The organism is Paraglaciecola sp. IT1134, assembly GCF_058068185.1.
The window spans coordinates 4,876,899-4,893,031 of record NZ_CM176486.1 but is presented as its reverse complement, the minus strand read 5'-3'; the positions used below and the strand labels follow the sequence as shown (position 1 = coordinate 4,893,031).

Sequence of the window (16,133 nt, the reverse complement as noted above, 5' to 3'; positions counted from 1 at the left end):
TACGGCGTCAATGCGCCAAAATAGTAGTGTTAAGCAGACTATTTACATAAGGAGTGTCCACCATGAAGTTTAAAACAATTAGTATCGATTTAGCAAAAAATGTCTTTCAGGCATGTGGCGTGAATGAGCACATAAAGCCGCAGTTTAATAAGAAGTTGAAACGCCATGAGTTACTTGATTTTATGCGCCAGCAATCGCCGACTGTGGTGGTAATGGAAGCCTGTTATTCATCACATTATTGGGGCAGAGAGTTAAGCAAACTCGGTCATGATGTGAAGCTTATCCCAGCGCAGCATGTCACGCCTTTTGTACGTGGAAATAAGAATGACCACAATGATGCCTTTGCCATAGCGGAAGCCAGTCAACGGGCACATATTCGGTTTGTGCCGGTTAAATCAGAGTATCAACAAGAAGTGATGTGTTTACATCGCATTCGAGAGCGCCTGATTAAAAACAAAACGGCGTTGAGCAATCAAATTCGTGGGCTGTTGAGTGAATTTGGTGTGGTATTTCCTTGTGGTCATGCGGCACTACTCGTTGGGTTGGAAAGCGTCATCGATAACCCGCAATACAGTGTCAGGTTGCAACAGATCATGGCAGATATGCTCAATGAGTACAGCGCCATACTCAAACGCGTAAAAAACATTGAACAGCAACTACGTGGTTTTGTGGATAACAGCAAAAGCGGCCAAATCTTACTCAGCATACCGGGTATAGGGATCATCAATGCTTCGGCTTTTCTAGCCGCCATCGACAAAGGCCAGGCGTTCAACAGCCCCAAAGAATTCGCTGTATGGTTAGGGCTCACGCCCAAACAACATGCATCAGGTAATGTGAGCAAGATGGGCGGTATCACCAAACGTGGCGACCGCTACTTACGTAAACAGCTGGTGCATGGTGCCAGAGCACTGGTTAGCCGAGCCGCTAAAAGTAACGACCCCTTATCGGTATGGGCGATGAAACTTCGGGTCAGTAAACCGTTTAACCAAGTGGCGGTGGCCGTTGCACACCGTCTTGCTCGGCTTATGTGGATACTGCTTACTCGTCAAGAACACTATCAAGCCATGCCGAATACACAAGTTAGCGCATGATATGACACAGTTGACGTTATCCCTGTCGAACTCAAATCCGTCCGAGACAAAGGTACAAAGCCTGTATGGGTGTTGTGGAAGGTTAGACACGGGATAACACTTTTTTACCCAACCAGCTTAGTCGACACATGATGAAGAAAACGGTCTACCCTACCTCATCAAAGCCAGACTAAGGCACGGATATAACAATCCGCATGAGTGAATAAAAAGGCGATAAGGTACGGAGTTCATCAGAGGCCTGGAATAATAAACCTATTCCTATTAAGAGCCTGAATATATGTCAGAACTAAGCCACTTTTAGACTTAACTTCACACGATTAGGCGAGCTGGAACAAGAAAACAAACAAGACTTCATGCTGCTGCGCAGCATGAACAGAGCACGGCTGTGTTGACATCACGGGAGTGTCCATATATGTCTTGGTAATTTTGTTTTGGTAATTTTGTTTGGTAATTTTGTTTTCCTATTAAGAGCCTGAATATATGTCAGAACTAAGCCACTTTTAGACTTAACTTCACACGATTAGACGAGCTGGAATAAGAAAACAAACAAGACTTCATGCTGCTGCGCAGCATGAAAAGAGCACGGCTGTGTTGACATCACGGGAGTGTCCATATATGTCTTGGTAATTTGATTTTATTTTTGGGATTACCAATTACTAATGTCTGCTGATCCGACATTGCGGTCATAAGCATTTTTTGTGCAGTTTGTCTTTTGTATATAACTAAAATGTACCCTTATTGTTTTTTATTAGAAATTTTAAGGACAATTTTACCTACGTATTTCTTACTTAAGAAAACGTCTTGAGCTGTATTTATCTCTTCCAATGGGAAGTTATCAGCAACGATGGGCTTAATTTTACCTCTTTCAATGTAATCAATTAAGTTTTGAAATATGTCAGATTTAAGTACAGTGCAGCCGAAAAAACTCAAGTCTTTTAAATAAAGCGTTCTAATATCAAGCTCAACTATAGCTCCACCAATTGCACCAGACACAGCATACCGACCACCGGGTTTTAATAATTGTAAAAACTCAGACCACTGTTTTCCTGCAACTAAATCGATAACAACATCAATGCAGTTTTCACCTAAAATTTTAATTAAATCATCATCTCGCGATACCACTCGGTCTGCGCCTAGTTCTAGCAGTTGTTGATTTTTACTTGGGCTGGTAATAGCTATCACGTTCGATCCACGAGCTTTGGCAAGCTGAATAACAGCTGAGCCTACACCACCTGAAGCACCAGATATTAACACTACATCGGCATCGATAACGTTGGCTCGGCTAAGCATATTTTCTGCTGTTGAATAAGAGCAAGGAAATGAAGCTAATTCGATATCAGAGAGAGGACTATTAACCACATAGGCATGTTTAGCCGCTACCACTGTATACTCTGCAAATCCGCCATCACATTCAGAGCCAAAGTACCAAGGCGATTTAAGTGGTTGGCTGTTGGCTTCTCGAATGCATGGCTCGATTAGAACGCGTTCACCTAAGCGTTTTGCGCTGACATTACTACCTACGGCAACGACAATACCGCAGACATCTGCTCCTTGAATTCTAGGAAAGGTTAAAGCATTGCCAGACCAAGAAGCATCAGAACTATTACTTTCACTTTTCGAATACCATGCTGTACGAGTATTGATATCGGTATTATTCACACCCGCAGCAGCAACATGGATTAACACATCATTTGAAGTGGGTGTTGGTACTGGAATATCGTTACGATATTGAAGCATCTCAGCCCCACCATGACCGATAAGTTGAATTCCTTTCATCGTCTTTGGAATTAAGGTCATTATTTATCATCCTTTAAAAGTAGCAATAGTGCTTGTCTAGCGGACATGAGTGCTTTTTGTCCTAGCATTGGCCATGCGCTTGATACGCCTTCATGTATTAAAAATATAGCCGTAGCAAGATCGGGTCTCTGGCTTTGCACACCTAGGAAATGAAGAACATCTTCTTTGTGCTCTTTAACTGCCTTACAGATCAGAGGATTCTCTGGAAATGCAGCAATTGCGTTCATAGATAAACAGCCGTGGGGGGCAAATTCCTCCATCCATAGTTGAAGCTTATCAAAAATATGTAAAACGGATTCAACACCACGAGAGGGTGATTCGCCAAGTAGAAAAGTGAGGTATCTTTGATGGCGATATTTCAACGCTCCAACGATCATAGCTTCTTTAGATGGGTAATGCCTGTAGAGCGTCCGCAGGCTGACGTCGCATGCAGTCTTCAGTTGAGAAACGCTTGGCTCGGCAAAACCATATTGGCTAAACGTATCTTCAAGACTGGAGGCAATTTGTTCTCTGAGCATTATGACCCTACAGGTAGAATAGTTATTCTACCTGTAGGGTAGAGCAATCATTCTACCTTGTCAATATTTTGAATCTATCGGGCAAAAGCGCTTGAATTTATTGCCATCTATCAGATAAATTTCATCAATACTAAGGACCGCAATAGGTCGATTTAAGCCATTTCTATATTAGAATCTTGTGTCGGCTTTGGCACATATTTGTCTGTCAGGTTTGCTCGTATTCTGATTTTCAGATGCATCAGGGGGTATGTTGGCTGATGGACTTAAGCGCTGATGATTAGGTTTACGGAATTTGTGTGCCTAAGGGATCTCAATGCCAATATTACTCATGCCTTCGCCTATGGCTATTTCTTTGAGCATTTGGCAGGTCCCGGCGTTTGTAGGGCAATCAGCCAGCAAATCAAGTAACGCTTGTTGCACCGATGTTTCCCACACCATCAGGGGATGTTGTTTGCTTTGTTCATCAGACAAGGGGGACTCTGCGGTGGCATCGATGTAAGCTTCCACTGTGCCCTGGGATAATTTGCTCACCACTACTGCCCCTTGTAAATCCTCTCCCATGATCAACAAAATGATGGCAGACATCGACATCGCGGTATCGATGGCCGGATACACTCCGAAATTATCAAAATCTTCAGGGTCTGGCACGGCGGCTTCTATTTTTTCCAACTGCGCCGCAAAGTTAATCTTGGCTTTAGGCACTGACAACCATTCCCAAATGGTATTTAAGGTATTGCGGTATTGGCTAGGATCGGTAAATTCTGTCACGTCGCAGAATAATTGATAGTTGGGTAACATGCGTTCTAGCACCGCTGCCGAAAAGGCCACCGCATGCCATTCTTTCAAGTCTCTAACTTGTTGAAATATTGTTAGCTTTTTGTTTGCCATTGAGGCCTCGTTGATAATAGCTGGTTATACTAAAGAGTAGAATTGACCTACCCCATCCATAAACATTTGGATGGATATCATAATTAATATCATGCCCATCAGCCGTTCGATGGCAATCAACCCTCGTTCCCCCAAAAGCCGGTGTAACACAGTCGAAAACATCAATATGGTAGCCGAAATAAACCAGGCGGCACCCAGCGCCAGTGACCAGTCCAGCATGCGACTGTGATCCTGATTAGCTAACAAAATCAAAGCAGCTAAAATTGACGGTCCGGCGACCATCGGGATCGCCAGTGGTACGATAAAAGGTTCGTCACCCGAGGGTAAGCCTGTAACACCGCCGGGCTGGGGGAAAATCATCTTCAGGGCTATCAAGAATAAAATAATCCCGCCGGCAATGCTGACGGTTTCCTGTTTCACACTGAGGAAATCGAGCACGGCCTGACCACTGAATAAAAATCCCATCATAATAAGCAGGGAAAAAAGCAACTCACGAATAAGCACAAAACGCCGACGTTTTGGCTCAATTGTCTTGAGAACGGACATGAATACAGGCAGATTACCCAAGGGATCCATAATTAAAAACAAAGTAATGGCTGCCGACCACGTGTCCATAGTATCTCACTGGGAATGTTAATTAGATCTAACTGCAAAATTGGCGACAGTGTATATCATCTGAGAACAAGCGCCATGGGATATAAAAAATTGTCTGGGCGTGAGGTGTTGAGTATAGTAAGCAGAAATCGTTGCCATTGTCTCAAAGGTACATGTGTTGTGACCCTTTAGTCAGTGCCCTAATTACGTATAAATTATAAAGGAAGGATTAATGAGTGTCATGACAGTAACCGAAGTAGCAGAATTTTTAGGCGTAGAAGAAATCAGAGTTGAGCGTTTAGAACGGGAAAGCCTGTTAATCGCAATAGACAAAGATGCAGAAGGTAAACCTTTGTTTGATGCTAACGATGTGGCCAAATATCGAATCCTGGCCGAACGTTTGGGGGGCTTATAAACACATATATTTACGGTGGGTTTAATCGAAAATATATGTGCTAGCCTGTTTGTTTTTCGCGTTACTCTTCGATCAATGCTCTGGCTATGGTTCTGATCCCTTGACCAGACGCCCCCGCTGGAGAGTGAGTGTCGGCACTGTCATGAAAAGCCGCAGCCAAATCCATATGCAGCCATCCCTGTCCCTCGTTAGCGACGAATCGCGATAAGAAACCTGCGGCGTTTGACGCTCCACCCGCTCCACCGCCCTTCTGGGTGCGGCTGTTGGCGGTATCTGCGTAATTGGAGGGGCATTTTTCATTATGCCAAAGTTCAAGAGGCAATGCCCAGGCAAGCTCACATTCTTGTTCAGCATAATTAAGCATACGTTGCTGGAGGGGTTTATCCAAGGCAAAAAAGGCATTGTAATCCCTTCCCAAGGCGACTGGAGCTGCACCGGTTAGGGTCGCGGCGTCGATGATTAATGGCGCTTGCGTTTCAGTGGCAGCCAGTAGTCCATCAGCTAACACTAATCGACCTTCGGCATCGGTGTTGACTATTTCAACTGTGGTGCCGTTTTTATAGGTAATAATATCGCCGAGTTTATAGGCGTGGCCACTGATCAGGTTTTCGGCGCAACATAAATACAATTTTACGCGTTTTTGCAAGCCTTGCATTATGGCCAGGCCCAATCCTCCTGTTACTGTTGCCGCTCCGCCCATATCGCATTTCATGTGCAACATGCCTTCGCTACTTTTGATACTGTACCCGCCACTATCAAAGGTAATGCCTTTGCCCACCAAAGCGGCGCTGATTGGCGCAAACTCGTCGCCAGTGGGATTGTAATCGAGTTCAAGCATCACCGGAGGACGTGAACTGCCGCGTCCCACGTGATACAAGCCAAACCACTGCTGTGCCAATAGCTCGTCACCTGTCCAGGTCTTATAGCTCACATGGCGGGGACTGAGGCTGGTTAGCCATGTTGCGCTCTGTGTGGCGAGTATGGCCGGAGACAAGTCTTCTGGAGTAGCATTGATTTGCTCCCGGGTAAAAATCAGCGCCTGATAACGCATGTTTAATTCGTCGCTGTTGACGTTATCAGCCCATTGTATATGGTGCTGTTTGCGTGTGGTTGTGAAACTACAAGCAAAAGCCCATTGTTGTTCAATCTGCCATTTACCACTTAAGGTAACAAATTCAATAGCTAAAGCATCTAGTGTCCTGGCCGCCTTACGAATAGCGCGATTACACGAGTCACTCTGTGGCAGGTGAATAGTCGCGCAATCGTTATCGAAGGACAGGAGCGCGTTTTGTCCCCACTGAGGGGCTGCAGGTTGATCAGAAAGCTGGATGGATAGTCGAGACATAAAACACTCCGTGATAAATGGCGATGAATGCTGAATAACAAACAGCAAGTATGTTGCTATCATATCAACTTTGCACAGATTAGCATTAAGGTGACAAATGCGTTTTAACAATAAACTGATACCTGGGGTGCTTATTAAACGTTACAAGCGTTTTTTAGCTGATGTTCGCCTGGGCAGTGGCGAAATGGTGGTGGCCCATTGTCCGAATACCGGTGCCATGACTGGTTGCGCCGAACCTGGCATGCAAGTCTGGTTGTCACCCAGTGATAATCCCAAACGCAAGTTAGCCTATACTTGGGAGCTGGGAGTGACTGATAACGGACACTGGCTTGGGGTGAACACCAATAATGCTAACAAAATCGTCGCCGCAGGGTTAGCCCAACACCTTATCGTTGAGTTACAGGACTATCAAACAGTGCGGCCCGAGGTGATCTTTGGTCAAGAAAAAAGTCGCATTGACTTTTTATTGCAGAGTAAGGGCCGAGCTGATTGTTATGTGGAAGTTAAATCCGTGACCTTGTTACAAGATGGTTTAGGTTATTTCCCTGATGCCAAAACAGTACGAGGGCAAAAACATTTACGTGAACTGGCTGGCGTAGTTGAACAAGGTAATCGGGCCGTGCTTTTATACTGTGTGCAGCATACCGGCATCAAAAACGTCCAGGTTGCCGCTCATATCGATCCGCAATACGAGCTGGAACTGTTAAGGGCAAAAAAGGCGGGGGTCGAAGTTGTGTGTTATTCGTGTTTGATCACAGAACAAAAAATCACTATAAATCAAAGACTGCAACTAATTGATTGAAAATATAAGTTGATTTTTTCGGTAGCATCTCCATATTGCCGTTCTGAAAAATAAGTTTTGGTCCACATAATCAGGGTGGTGCGAAAAATTGCCAGCGCTATGGCTTTCTGTTATACATAGCCGCTTGCACAAAACCGTCCTGTGCCGTAGTTAAGGAGAATTGGCTGATGCCAACAGGAAAAACGATGAAAACTCTCGGCTTATTAGCCTTAGCTGGATTGACTCCTTACCAGGAGCAAAAAAGCGAAGAGTATATGAACGATAAACAAATGGAACATTTCCGTTTGTTGTTAAAAGCGTGGCGCGACCAACTTCGCCAAGAAGTCGATCGCACTGTACACCATATGCAAGACGAAGCGGCTAACTTCCCGGATCCGGTCGACAGAGCTGCTCAGGAAGAAGAGTTTAGCATCGAGCTAAGAACGCGAGATCGTGAACGCAAACTGATCAAAAAAATTGAAAAGACCTTAAAGCGTATCGAAGACGATGATTTTGGTTTTTGTGATTCCTGCGGTATCGAGATCGGCGTACGTCGTTTAGAAGCTCGCCCCACAGCAGACATGTGCATTGATTGCAAAACCATGGCTGAGATCAAAGAAAAACAACTGCAAGGTTAATATCTTGCTGGATTAACAAAAAGCTGCTTTATGCAGCTTTTTTGTTTCGCGCTATCCCTGCGGCCGTTCTTTGGGCGTTCTAATAAGCTCCCAGCTTATTAGTGTATCGCCAGTTATTGACAATTAATTGAGAGAGGTTACGTGAACTTACCTTTTTCTTTACCCACCAGAACATCAAATCAGCCCTATATAGGTCGGTTTGCACCGTCGCCTTCTGGACCCTTGCATTTTGGTTCGCTGGTGGCCGCCCTGGGCAGTTATTTACGTGCCAAGCAGCAAGGGGGCAAGTGGCTGGTCAGAATCGAAGATATCGACCCCCCAAGAGAACAGCCGCGGGCGGCAGCAAATATATTACACACCCTGGAACAGCATGGTTTGCACTGGGACGAACAAGTCGTCTATCAGAGTCAGCAATACGATATTTACCAACAGGTATTGGACGAACTGAAAAACCATAATCTCACCTATCATTGCCGTTGCACCCGCAACCAATGGTTAGCTACTTTGCAAATTGCCTGTCCTTGCCGGGAGTTGGTTTTAGCTCCAGATGGTTGTTCAACGCGTTTTAAAAATGATCACCCTGTGTTACACATGCGGGATAAAGCGTTGGGACAAATCTACTTTAACTATCAATCGGCCCGTGAAGACTTTGTCGTAAAGCGCAAAGACGGCTTATATGGCTATCAGCTGGCTGTAGTGTTGGATGATATTCGCCAGGGGATCACGGAAATTGTCAGAGGAGCCGATTTGCTCTCAGCCACTGCCTATCAACTGGCGTTGTATCAGACCTTCTGTGTTCCTGTGCCAGCATATTTACACTTGCCAGTGGTATTAGGAGATGACGGCAACAAACTGAGTAAACAAAACCACGCTACAGCTTTGGATAATACCCAGGCACAATACAATTTACGCCAGGCCTTGGCCTTTTTGGGTGCCGTCGTCCCAGCAACTTTGAGCAAAGCACCCATAGCTGATTTACTGCAATGGGCACAGGATGCATGGAAATTAGAGGGAATTAGCGGCCAAAGTGCACGTTTTGACAATAGAATTGGCAGACCAGACAGTATATGATCAGGCGCGCTAACTAAAATAGTTGGGGTATTTTTTGTCATTATGGAGCTTAACTTATTATTTCTCGCGTAATCAACAAGGTTAAAGGGGCGTTTAAAAGCACGCTGCCGCAAACAAAACCCACATCAACACTTGTTGCCACTATCATTCCTCGTGCTGAACACCCGATTTCTCGGGATGACATCAGTGAACATGCACTGAAGGTATTATACCGATTGCACAACAGTGGTTATCAAGCCTATCTGGTGGGCGGATGCGTACGCGATATTTTGTTGGGCAAAGAGCCAAAAGATTTCGATGTCACCACCAATGCTACCCCTGAACAGATCAAAGAGTTATTCAGAAATTGTCGCTTAATCGGTCGCCGTTTCCGTCTGGCGCATATCGTTTTTGGTCGGGAAATCATTGAAGTGGCGACCTTTAGAGGGCATCACGCACAAACCGAACCCTTGGCTCCCGAGCAAAATTTAAGCCGCCAGAGCGATCACGGCCAGCTTTTAAGGGACAATGTGTTTGGCAGTATAGAAGAAGATGCGGAGCGCCGGGATTTCACCGTCAATGCCATGTATTACAATATTGCCGATTTCTCCATCAGTGATTTTGCCGGCGGTATGCAAGCGATCAAACAAAAAACTATCTCCATGATAGGGGATCCGGGCACGCGTTATCGTGAAGATCCGGTGCGCATGTTAAGAGCCGTGCGTTTTGCGGTTAAACTGGACATGCAGATAAGTCCCGACACGGCGGATCCCATTTATGAGTTGGCGCCGCTTATGGCCAACATTCCCCCTGCGCGCTTGTTTGAAGAAGTGCTTAAGTTATTATTGTCCGGTCAGGGTCTTGCAACCTATCGTTTGTTACACAAATTCCACCTGTTCGAACCACTCTTCCCGCAATTAGCGCCATTGATCACCGCCAGTGACAGTCGCGAAGTTAAGTTTATCGAACAGGTGTTAATCAATACCGACAATAGAATTAACACCGGAATGAAAGTCACTCCGGCCTTCATTTTTGCAGCGTTTCTGTGGTATCCACTGGAAGAACGTTGTCAGCAACATATGAGCGAGGGCGGACTAACACATTTTGATGCCTTTAACTTAGCTTTGAATGATGTATTACATCGCCAAATACAGCGCATCATGATCCCCAAACGTTTCTCGATCCCTATTCGGGAAATCTGGCACCTGCAACAGCGTTTACCTAAACGTTTCGGTCGCCGGGCCTATCAGTTGCTTGAACACCCTAGATTTAGAGCGGCCTATGATTTCCTGTTGTTAAGAGGACAGATTGAAGGCGGCGCTCTAATGGAGTTAGGGCAGTGGTGGACTGAGTTTCAAGAGGCCGACGGCGATCAACGTCAAAACATGTTAGATACGCTGCGCCAGCAAGAAGGCGCAGGACCCAAACGGCGCAGTCGCAACCGAGGTAAGAAAAAAACCACGTCATGATCGAGACATATCTGGGGATTGGCAGCAACCTAGCCGACCCCCTGGGCCAGGTTCGTACCGCCTTGCAGGAATTGTCAGTGCTGGAAAATACCCTGCTACTAACATGCTCCAGTCTATATGCCAGTCGCCCCATGGGCCCGCAAGATCAGCCCCCTTATGTCAATGCGGTGGTTAAGCTGCACACTGAGTTGTCACCGTTGACACTACTGACGCAATGCCAGCGCATCGAACAGCTGCATGGGCGTCAGCGTAAGGATAATCGCTGGGGGCCGCGTACGTTAGATTTAGATATTCTGCTTTACGGCCAACAAGAAATTAATTTGGCTAATTTGGTCGTGCCTCACTATGGCATACGCCAGCGTGAGTTTGTTTTGTATCCCTTGTATGAAATATCCCCCGAGTTCGTGCTGCCTTGTGGCACAGCAGTGGCAAGCCTACTCGACAATTGTCCGTTAAATGGCTTAACAATATTAGCAACCTTTGCTCAGTGATAGAAATCCCGATAAAAATCCGTATAGTGCCTGTTTTAATCCTAGGCTAAATTCAGGTCTAGGTGTGTGGAGTGCTCCAATATGAAAAAAGTCACAACGTCAACCTTGTTAAAAATGAAGCAGCAAAACGAAAAAATTGCCGCGTTAACAGCTTACGATGCCAGTTTTGCCAAACTGTTTGACGAACAAGGCATAGATGTATTGTTGATCGGTGACTCTCTGGGCATGGTGCTCCAAGGATACGATGATACCCTCAGTGTGACGGTAGAGGATATTGTTTATCATACAAAGTCTGTGTGCCGAGGCGTGCAACGGGCATTTGTCATTGCGGATATGCCCTTTATGTCCTACGCCACAGTGGAACAAAGCTTTATCAATGCCGCCAAATTGATGGCAGCCGGTGCCAGCATGGTAAAATTGGAAGGTGGGCGCTGGTTAGTCGAAACGATTAAGGGACTGCATGAGCGCGGTGTGCCTGTCTGTGGGCATTTGGGGCTAACGCCTCAGTCGGTGCATGTATTTGGTGGCTTTAAAGTCCAAGGTCGAGACGATTTACAAGCGGAGCAAATGTTTGAGCAGGCCAAAGAAATGGCGGCGGCGGGTATTCAACTACTGGTGCTAGAGTGTGTGCCCAGCGAGCTGGCAGAAAAAATTTCCCAGGCTATCGATATACCTGTTATCGGCATAGGCGCCGGTGCCCAAACTGACGGACAAATATTAGTCATGCATGACATGTTTGGCATTAGTGCCAATTACATGCCCAAGTTTTCCAAGAACTATTTGCAAGATTGTGGTGATATGCGGGCCGCTGTGCGCACCTATATTGAAGAAGTTCGTGAGGGTAGTTTCCCTTCCGCTGAGCATAGTTTTAATAAGTGAGCGATATATGCGAGTGATTAGTAATATCGCCAGTCTGCGCGACGTCAGGCGCAATTGGCAAAGCGAATCCAAGGTGATTGCATTTGTGCCCACTATGGGCAATTTGCACCAAGGACACCTTAATCTGGTCAAAGCGGCCAAGTTAAAAGCCGACATAGTGGTGGTATCTATTTTTGTCAATCCCCTGCAGTTTGGCCCGGATGAAGATTTGGATGCCTATCCAAGTACCCTGGAAAATGATCGTAATGTGCTCAGCGAGCTGGGGGTAGATGTATTATTTACCCCTTTAGCCAAAGACATCTATTCTCGCGGACTCGAACGCCAGACGTTTGTGGAAGTACCGGGTTTGTCCTACATGATTTGTGGGGCCAGTCGTCCAGGGCATTTTCGCGGCGTGGCGACCATAGTGTGTAAACTGTTTAATATGGTGCAGCCGAACATGGCATTTTTCGGCGAAAAAGATTTTCAGCAGCTGCAAGTGATCAAGGCTATGGTCACTGATTTATCTATGAATTTAACCATTTATGGTGTGCCTACCATGCGTGAAACCGATGGCTTGGCCATGAGTTCGCGTAATCAGTATTTAACCACCACCGAACGTCAGGTTGCACCCAGTTTGTATCAGCAATTGCAAGCCATGGCTGAGCAAATTGTCCAGGGACGACGCGACTTCACCCGCCTGGCCGCAGAGTGCACAGCATCTTTGGCTGCGTCGGGGTTTCACCCGGATTATATTGAAATACGCTCTGCGGATTCGTTGTTACAACCCGGTCACGAAGACCACAATATCGTCATTTTGGCCGCAGCATTTTTGGGACGTACTCGTTTGATTGACAACTTGCAGGTCAGTTTGCCTGGCTAACTATCTTCGCGTTGAGACGTATATAAAAAAGCCGTTAGTCCCTGACTAACGGCTTTTTTATATACTAAGAGAATGATTTAGCTGGCTATTTTAAAGGCCGAGCTCAATTTCCGCCAGATTTTACTGTTGCTAGCGATGGCTATTTGCTCGTCCAGAATGTTTTGTAAATCCAGTTCAGTGGTCAAGGGATTGGCCAGAACGACACGAAAAACCGTAAGGGTTTGCTGTTGGTAGGCCTTGGTTTGTAAACGAGTTCTGGAGACAAATGATTTGCCAGCTTCGCGCTGTTGTTTTTGCACATAGACGGTGAGTTTATCTAACTCCTTGTTGACGTCCGTGCTCAGGGTTGAGTCTGCCTTGACCTTGTCTTGTACTTCCTGGGGATTCAACCGATACGTCAGCAGTGCCAGGGTTGGCTGGGTAATCAGTTCAAAATCCGGATGAGACTGGATCATACGAGCGAATATCTTCGCTTTTTCGATACTTTGATCGATTAATAATTCATAACCCTGACGGCCAAATATATGCAAAGAGGCATACACCAACATCGCCATTCCGTTACGTGAGCCTTCCAGTGTTGTCGCGCCCAAATCCTTTGAGCCAGCACGCAAAATGTATTGGGCGTGATGGCGCACCGCATTACTGTCGTTAGGATCTTTAAACAGCACCATACCTGCGCCCATTGGTACATACATCTGCTTGTGTGCATCCAGGGTAACAGAATCGGCCCGCTCTATACCCTTAAGAATTTGCCTATGGGTGCTGGAGAATAACGTTGCTCCACCCCAAGCTGCATCTACATGAAAATGACAACCTAACTCCTGGGCCACATCGGCTAATTCATCCAGGGGATCAACATGGCCGGTTTCTGTGGTGCCGGCAATGCCGATAATAGCCAACAATTTATTACCTGTACTTTGATATTGTTTGCCAAAAGCTAAGGCTTTTTGCGGTGACAGGCGCTGGGTCGGGCAGTCCAAGGTAATTAATTGTTCACGGCCTAAACCCAATAAATCTACCGCCTTGGATAACGAATAGTGACCCCGGCGAGATGACAATATTGCCATATTGTTATAGCCGTAATGCCGTAAGCCTGCTGCTAAACCTTCCCGGGCCACACCCTTGAAACCTTTTCTTGCGGCCAAGGCCTTATTACGTGCGACCCACAAGGCCGTGATATTGGCCACTGTTCCGCCGGAGCAAAATGCCCCCAGGGCATGGTTTGCACTGTGCAGATAGATTTTATAAAAATCACTGTCTTGGGTGTAGATTAATTCATGCATCATGCCCAGCACTTGACGCTCAAGTGGTGTGAAGGCTTTGGATGTTTCAATTTTGACCAGATTCTGATTTAACCCCACCAGCAATTTTGCCAAAGGCAAATGAAAATAGGGTAAGGCAGATGTCATATGCCCGATAAATGTTGGCGAGTAAGTATTGACCGAATTGGCCACCACTTTTTCAAGCAGGTTGGCCGCGTGCTCCGATACAAACTCCGGAAGTTCGGGTACGCTAAATTCAGCAAAACTCTTTTCAATCTGTTCCAGGGACGTCACTTTAGTGACCACGTGCTGAGACAAAAAATCCGCCAAATTATCCGACAGATGCTGCTCAATTTGAGCCAATTTAGAGTCTTTACCTTCAGGCAGGGTAAAGACTCTAAACAAATGCTCTAAACTGACTTCAGCTGCAGACACGCTTGACACCTCTTGTGAAAACTTTCAAGCCGCGAACTTTACATGAATTTTGTGCCCAGACCAATACTATGAGGGGGTAAACACTGCTTTGCGCTTTAGTTAAAGGCACATAATGCCCAAATAGTACGAAATAAATGACAGATTAATCCGGTACAGGGATATTGTTGCTCGCCATAGAGAGGTCAATTAGGTAGTATCGAAGAAAAAATAGTATTCTGCCTATGAAAATTTCTCAGGTCACTGACAGCTATGACATACAAAATGTAATACCTTTTTTTCAGCCCATCATAGATTTAAGCAATAATCACGTTTGGCGCTATGAGTGTTTGGCTCGTTTGCTCACACTTGGTGAGAGCCCGTTTATCCCCGCCCAGTTGTTATATTTACTCGACAGGCAGCACTGTGCAGCGCAGCTCACGGAAATTATTTTTAACCGTAGCGCTCGCTACTTTCGCAATATCAATATGCCCTGGAATATCAATATCAGCCAGGAAGATATGCACAATCCCGGGATCCACCGTTTTTTAGCCGCACAAGTGCAAAATTACCCTAACCCCCAACGCATAGCCCTGGAGGTCACGGCCGACAATGCACTGACAGACCAACAAGCCTTTGCTGAATTTTGTATTTTTTGCCAGCAGCTTGGAATTAGCTTATTTATTGATAACTTCGGGGTCCAAGTCACTGATATCCGGACAATTATAGACTTGCCGGTGCAGGGCATAAAACTGGCGGGACAAATGACTCAACGGCTAGTAGCCGGTGATAGCCAGTCCCTTGATATGATTGCGTCTTTGCTAAGCCATGCTAGCCACAATGGCATCGCCTTGGTTGCTCAGCACGTAGAAGATGAAGAGGCCTTGAGACGAATACGGGATTTGGGCATTAACTATGCCCAGGGATTTTACTTTAGTGAACCTAAGGCCCAGATCCTGAAAACTAATTCAGTGGGCTGATCAGGCGCCAACTGGATTGACCGCTGGCCCAATATTTACGCTCAAAAGGTGTGATAGCAGGTTCAAATTGATATTCCTGTATCTGACTAGTGAGCCCAGCCACATTCAGCGCCACGGCGAATTCTGCGATATACAGCTGCCAATTACTGCGCACTTCTAATTGCCCGCCTAATTTGACAATATCCGCAAACGCAGGACTGGCGTGCCAACGGCGTTGTACATGTGCCGCTTTGGGGTAAGGATTGGGATACAGCAAAAAGTGTTTGTACAGGGTCCAATTTGCTTGCACCGCCAGGCGCCAGAAATCATTCAGATCCCCGCGCAGTACCAGGGCGTTGTCCTGGTGCAAACTATAATGTTGATGTTTAGCCGTGCGCAGGGCCGACTTGTCCACACCAATCACTCTGGCGTGAGGATGCTGGTTGGCGATATGGGTGGTGCTTTCACCCACTCCACAACAGGCATCCAAAATAATAGGTCCTTGCCGGTCTGCTAACCAGGCTTGAGCTTGCCCAAAGGCCTCTAATGTATGTTGTGTAAAGGGGCGTTGGCTTATATGGCGCAGATGTCTGGCAACCAGTTTCGGCAGCTTGTCATGCACTTGCGTCTGATTGCTGTGTATTTGTCGGGAGTTACCCGGACTGTTAACTACACTCATAATC

Annotated in this window: 17 protein-coding genes; 10 read left to right on the top strand and 7 right to left on the bottom strand. The window is 46.1% G+C overall.

The window, feature by feature from the left end:
- Positions 1-62: 62 nt before the first annotated feature.
- Complete coding sequence (locus AC3RV5_RS21275; RefSeq protein WP_489728928.1) at positions 63-1,091, top strand: IS110 family RNA-guided transposase; 1,029 nt, start codon at positions 63-65, stop codon at positions 1,089-1,091.
- Positions 1,092-1,826: 735 nt separating this feature from the next.
- On the opposite strand, the gene AC3RV5_RS21270 is transcribed toward AC3RV5_RS21275, so the two are convergent.
- The 4 genes from AC3RV5_RS21270 to AC3RV5_RS21255 all read right to left on the bottom strand — a co-directional run bounded on the left by AC3RV5_RS21270 (position 1,827) and on the right by AC3RV5_RS21255 (position 4,909).
- Positions 1,827-2,888 carry an alcohol dehydrogenase family protein gene (locus AC3RV5_RS21270; protein ID WP_489729568.1) on the bottom strand — a complete coding sequence of 354 codons (1,062 nt, stop codon included), beginning with the start codon at positions 2,886-2,888 and terminating at the stop codon, positions 1,827-1,829.
- Complete coding sequence (locus AC3RV5_RS21265; RefSeq protein ID WP_489729567.1) at positions 2,888-3,406, bottom strand: TetR/AcrR family transcriptional regulator; 519 nt, start codon at positions 3,404-3,406, stop codon at positions 2,888-2,890. Before AC3RV5_RS21265 ends, AC3RV5_RS21270 begins: the two co-directional genes overlap by 1 nt.
- Positions 3,407-3,706: 300 nt before the next feature.
- A complete protein-coding gene (locus AC3RV5_RS21260) occupies positions 3,707-4,294 on the bottom strand; it encodes a YjaG family protein (RefSeq protein WP_489729566.1) in 588 nt (195 codons plus the stop codon).
- A gap of 24 nt (positions 4,295-4,318) precedes the next feature.
- Positions 4,319-4,909 (bottom strand): YhgN family NAAT transporter, encoded by a 591-nt coding sequence (locus AC3RV5_RS21255; RefSeq protein ID WP_489729565.1) that lies wholly within the window; start codon positions 4,907-4,909, stop codon positions 4,319-4,321.
- 211 nt (positions 4,910-5,120) lie between these two features.
- Between AC3RV5_RS21255 and AC3RV5_RS21250 the strand changes: the two genes are divergently transcribed.
- Positions 5,121-5,303 carry a helix-turn-helix domain-containing protein gene (locus AC3RV5_RS21250; RefSeq protein WP_489729564.1) on the top strand — a complete coding sequence of 61 codons (183 nt, stop codon included), beginning with the start codon at positions 5,121-5,123 and terminating at the stop codon, positions 5,301-5,303.
- Positions 5,304-5,364: 61 nt separating this feature from the next.
- On the opposite strand, the gene pepB is transcribed toward AC3RV5_RS21250, so the two are convergent.
- Positions 5,365-6,648, bottom strand: a complete 1,284-nt coding sequence (gene pepB, locus AC3RV5_RS21245; protein WP_489729563.1) for an aminopeptidase PepB — start codon at positions 6,646-6,648, stop codon at positions 5,365-5,367.
- Between the two features lie 97 nt (positions 6,649-6,745).
- Here pepB and sfsA point away from each other — a divergent pair, with 97 nt between their 5' ends.
- The 7 genes from sfsA (at position 6,746) to panC (ending at position 12,818) form a co-directional block, all read left to right on the top strand.
- Positions 6,746-7,450 (top strand): DNA/RNA nuclease SfsA, encoded by a 705-nt coding sequence (gene sfsA, locus AC3RV5_RS21240; protein WP_489729562.1) that lies wholly within the window; start codon positions 6,746-6,748, stop codon positions 7,448-7,450.
- Between the two features lie 167 nt (positions 7,451-7,617).
- A complete protein-coding gene (dksA, locus tag AC3RV5_RS21235) occupies positions 7,618-8,067 on the top strand; it encodes an RNA polymerase-binding protein DksA (protein ID WP_489729561.1) in 450 nt (149 codons plus the stop codon).
- A gap of 141 nt (positions 8,068-8,208) precedes the next feature.
- Positions 8,209-9,138 (top strand): tRNA glutamyl-Q(34) synthetase GluQRS, encoded by a 930-nt coding sequence (gene gluQRS, locus AC3RV5_RS21230; protein WP_489729560.1) that lies wholly within the window; start codon positions 8,209-8,211, stop codon positions 9,136-9,138.
- A gap of 104 nt (positions 9,139-9,242) precedes the next feature.
- On the top strand, positions 9,243-10,586 hold the full coding sequence (gene pcnB, locus AC3RV5_RS21225; RefSeq protein WP_489732227.1) for a polynucleotide adenylyltransferase PcnB: 1,344 nt from the start codon (positions 9,243-9,245) through the stop codon (positions 10,584-10,586).
- On the top strand, positions 10,583-11,077 hold the full coding sequence (folK, locus tag AC3RV5_RS21220; RefSeq protein ID WP_489729559.1) for a 2-amino-4-hydroxy-6-hydroxymethyldihydropteridine diphosphokinase: 495 nt from the start codon (positions 10,583-10,585) through the stop codon (positions 11,075-11,077). Before pcnB ends, folK begins: the two co-directional genes overlap by 4 nt.
- A gap of 81 nt (positions 11,078-11,158) precedes the next feature.
- Positions 11,159-11,956: a 3-methyl-2-oxobutanoate hydroxymethyltransferase gene (gene panB / locus AC3RV5_RS21215; protein WP_489729558.1), complete on the top strand. Its 798-nt coding sequence runs from the start codon at positions 11,159-11,161 to the stop codon at positions 11,954-11,956.
- Between the two features lie 7 nt (positions 11,957-11,963).
- Complete coding sequence (gene panC / locus AC3RV5_RS21210; protein ID WP_489729557.1) at positions 11,964-12,818, top strand: pantoate--beta-alanine ligase; 855 nt, start codon at positions 11,964-11,966, stop codon at positions 12,816-12,818.
- Between the two features lie 77 nt (positions 12,819-12,895).
- On the opposite strand, the gene panP is transcribed toward panC, so the two are convergent.
- Positions 12,896-14,515: a pyridoxal-dependent aspartate 1-decarboxylase PanP gene (panP, locus tag AC3RV5_RS21205; protein ID WP_489729556.1), complete on the bottom strand. Its 1,620-nt coding sequence runs from the start codon at positions 14,513-14,515 to the stop codon at positions 12,896-12,898.
- A gap of 221 nt (positions 14,516-14,736) precedes the next feature.
- Between panP and AC3RV5_RS21200 the strand changes: the two genes are divergently transcribed.
- A complete protein-coding gene (locus AC3RV5_RS21200) occupies positions 14,737-15,471 on the top strand; it encodes an EAL domain-containing protein (protein ID WP_489729555.1) in 735 nt (244 codons plus the stop codon).
- Here the strand turns inward: AC3RV5_RS21200 and trmB are convergent.
- On the bottom strand, positions 15,455-16,129 hold the full coding sequence (trmB, locus tag AC3RV5_RS21195) for a tRNA (guanine(46)-N(7))-methyltransferase TrmB (protein WP_489729554.1): 675 nt from the start codon (positions 16,127-16,129) through the stop codon (positions 15,455-15,457). The two genes, AC3RV5_RS21200 and trmB, sit on opposite strands and share 17 nt — an antisense overlap.
- Positions 16,130-16,133 lie beyond the last annotated feature (4 nt).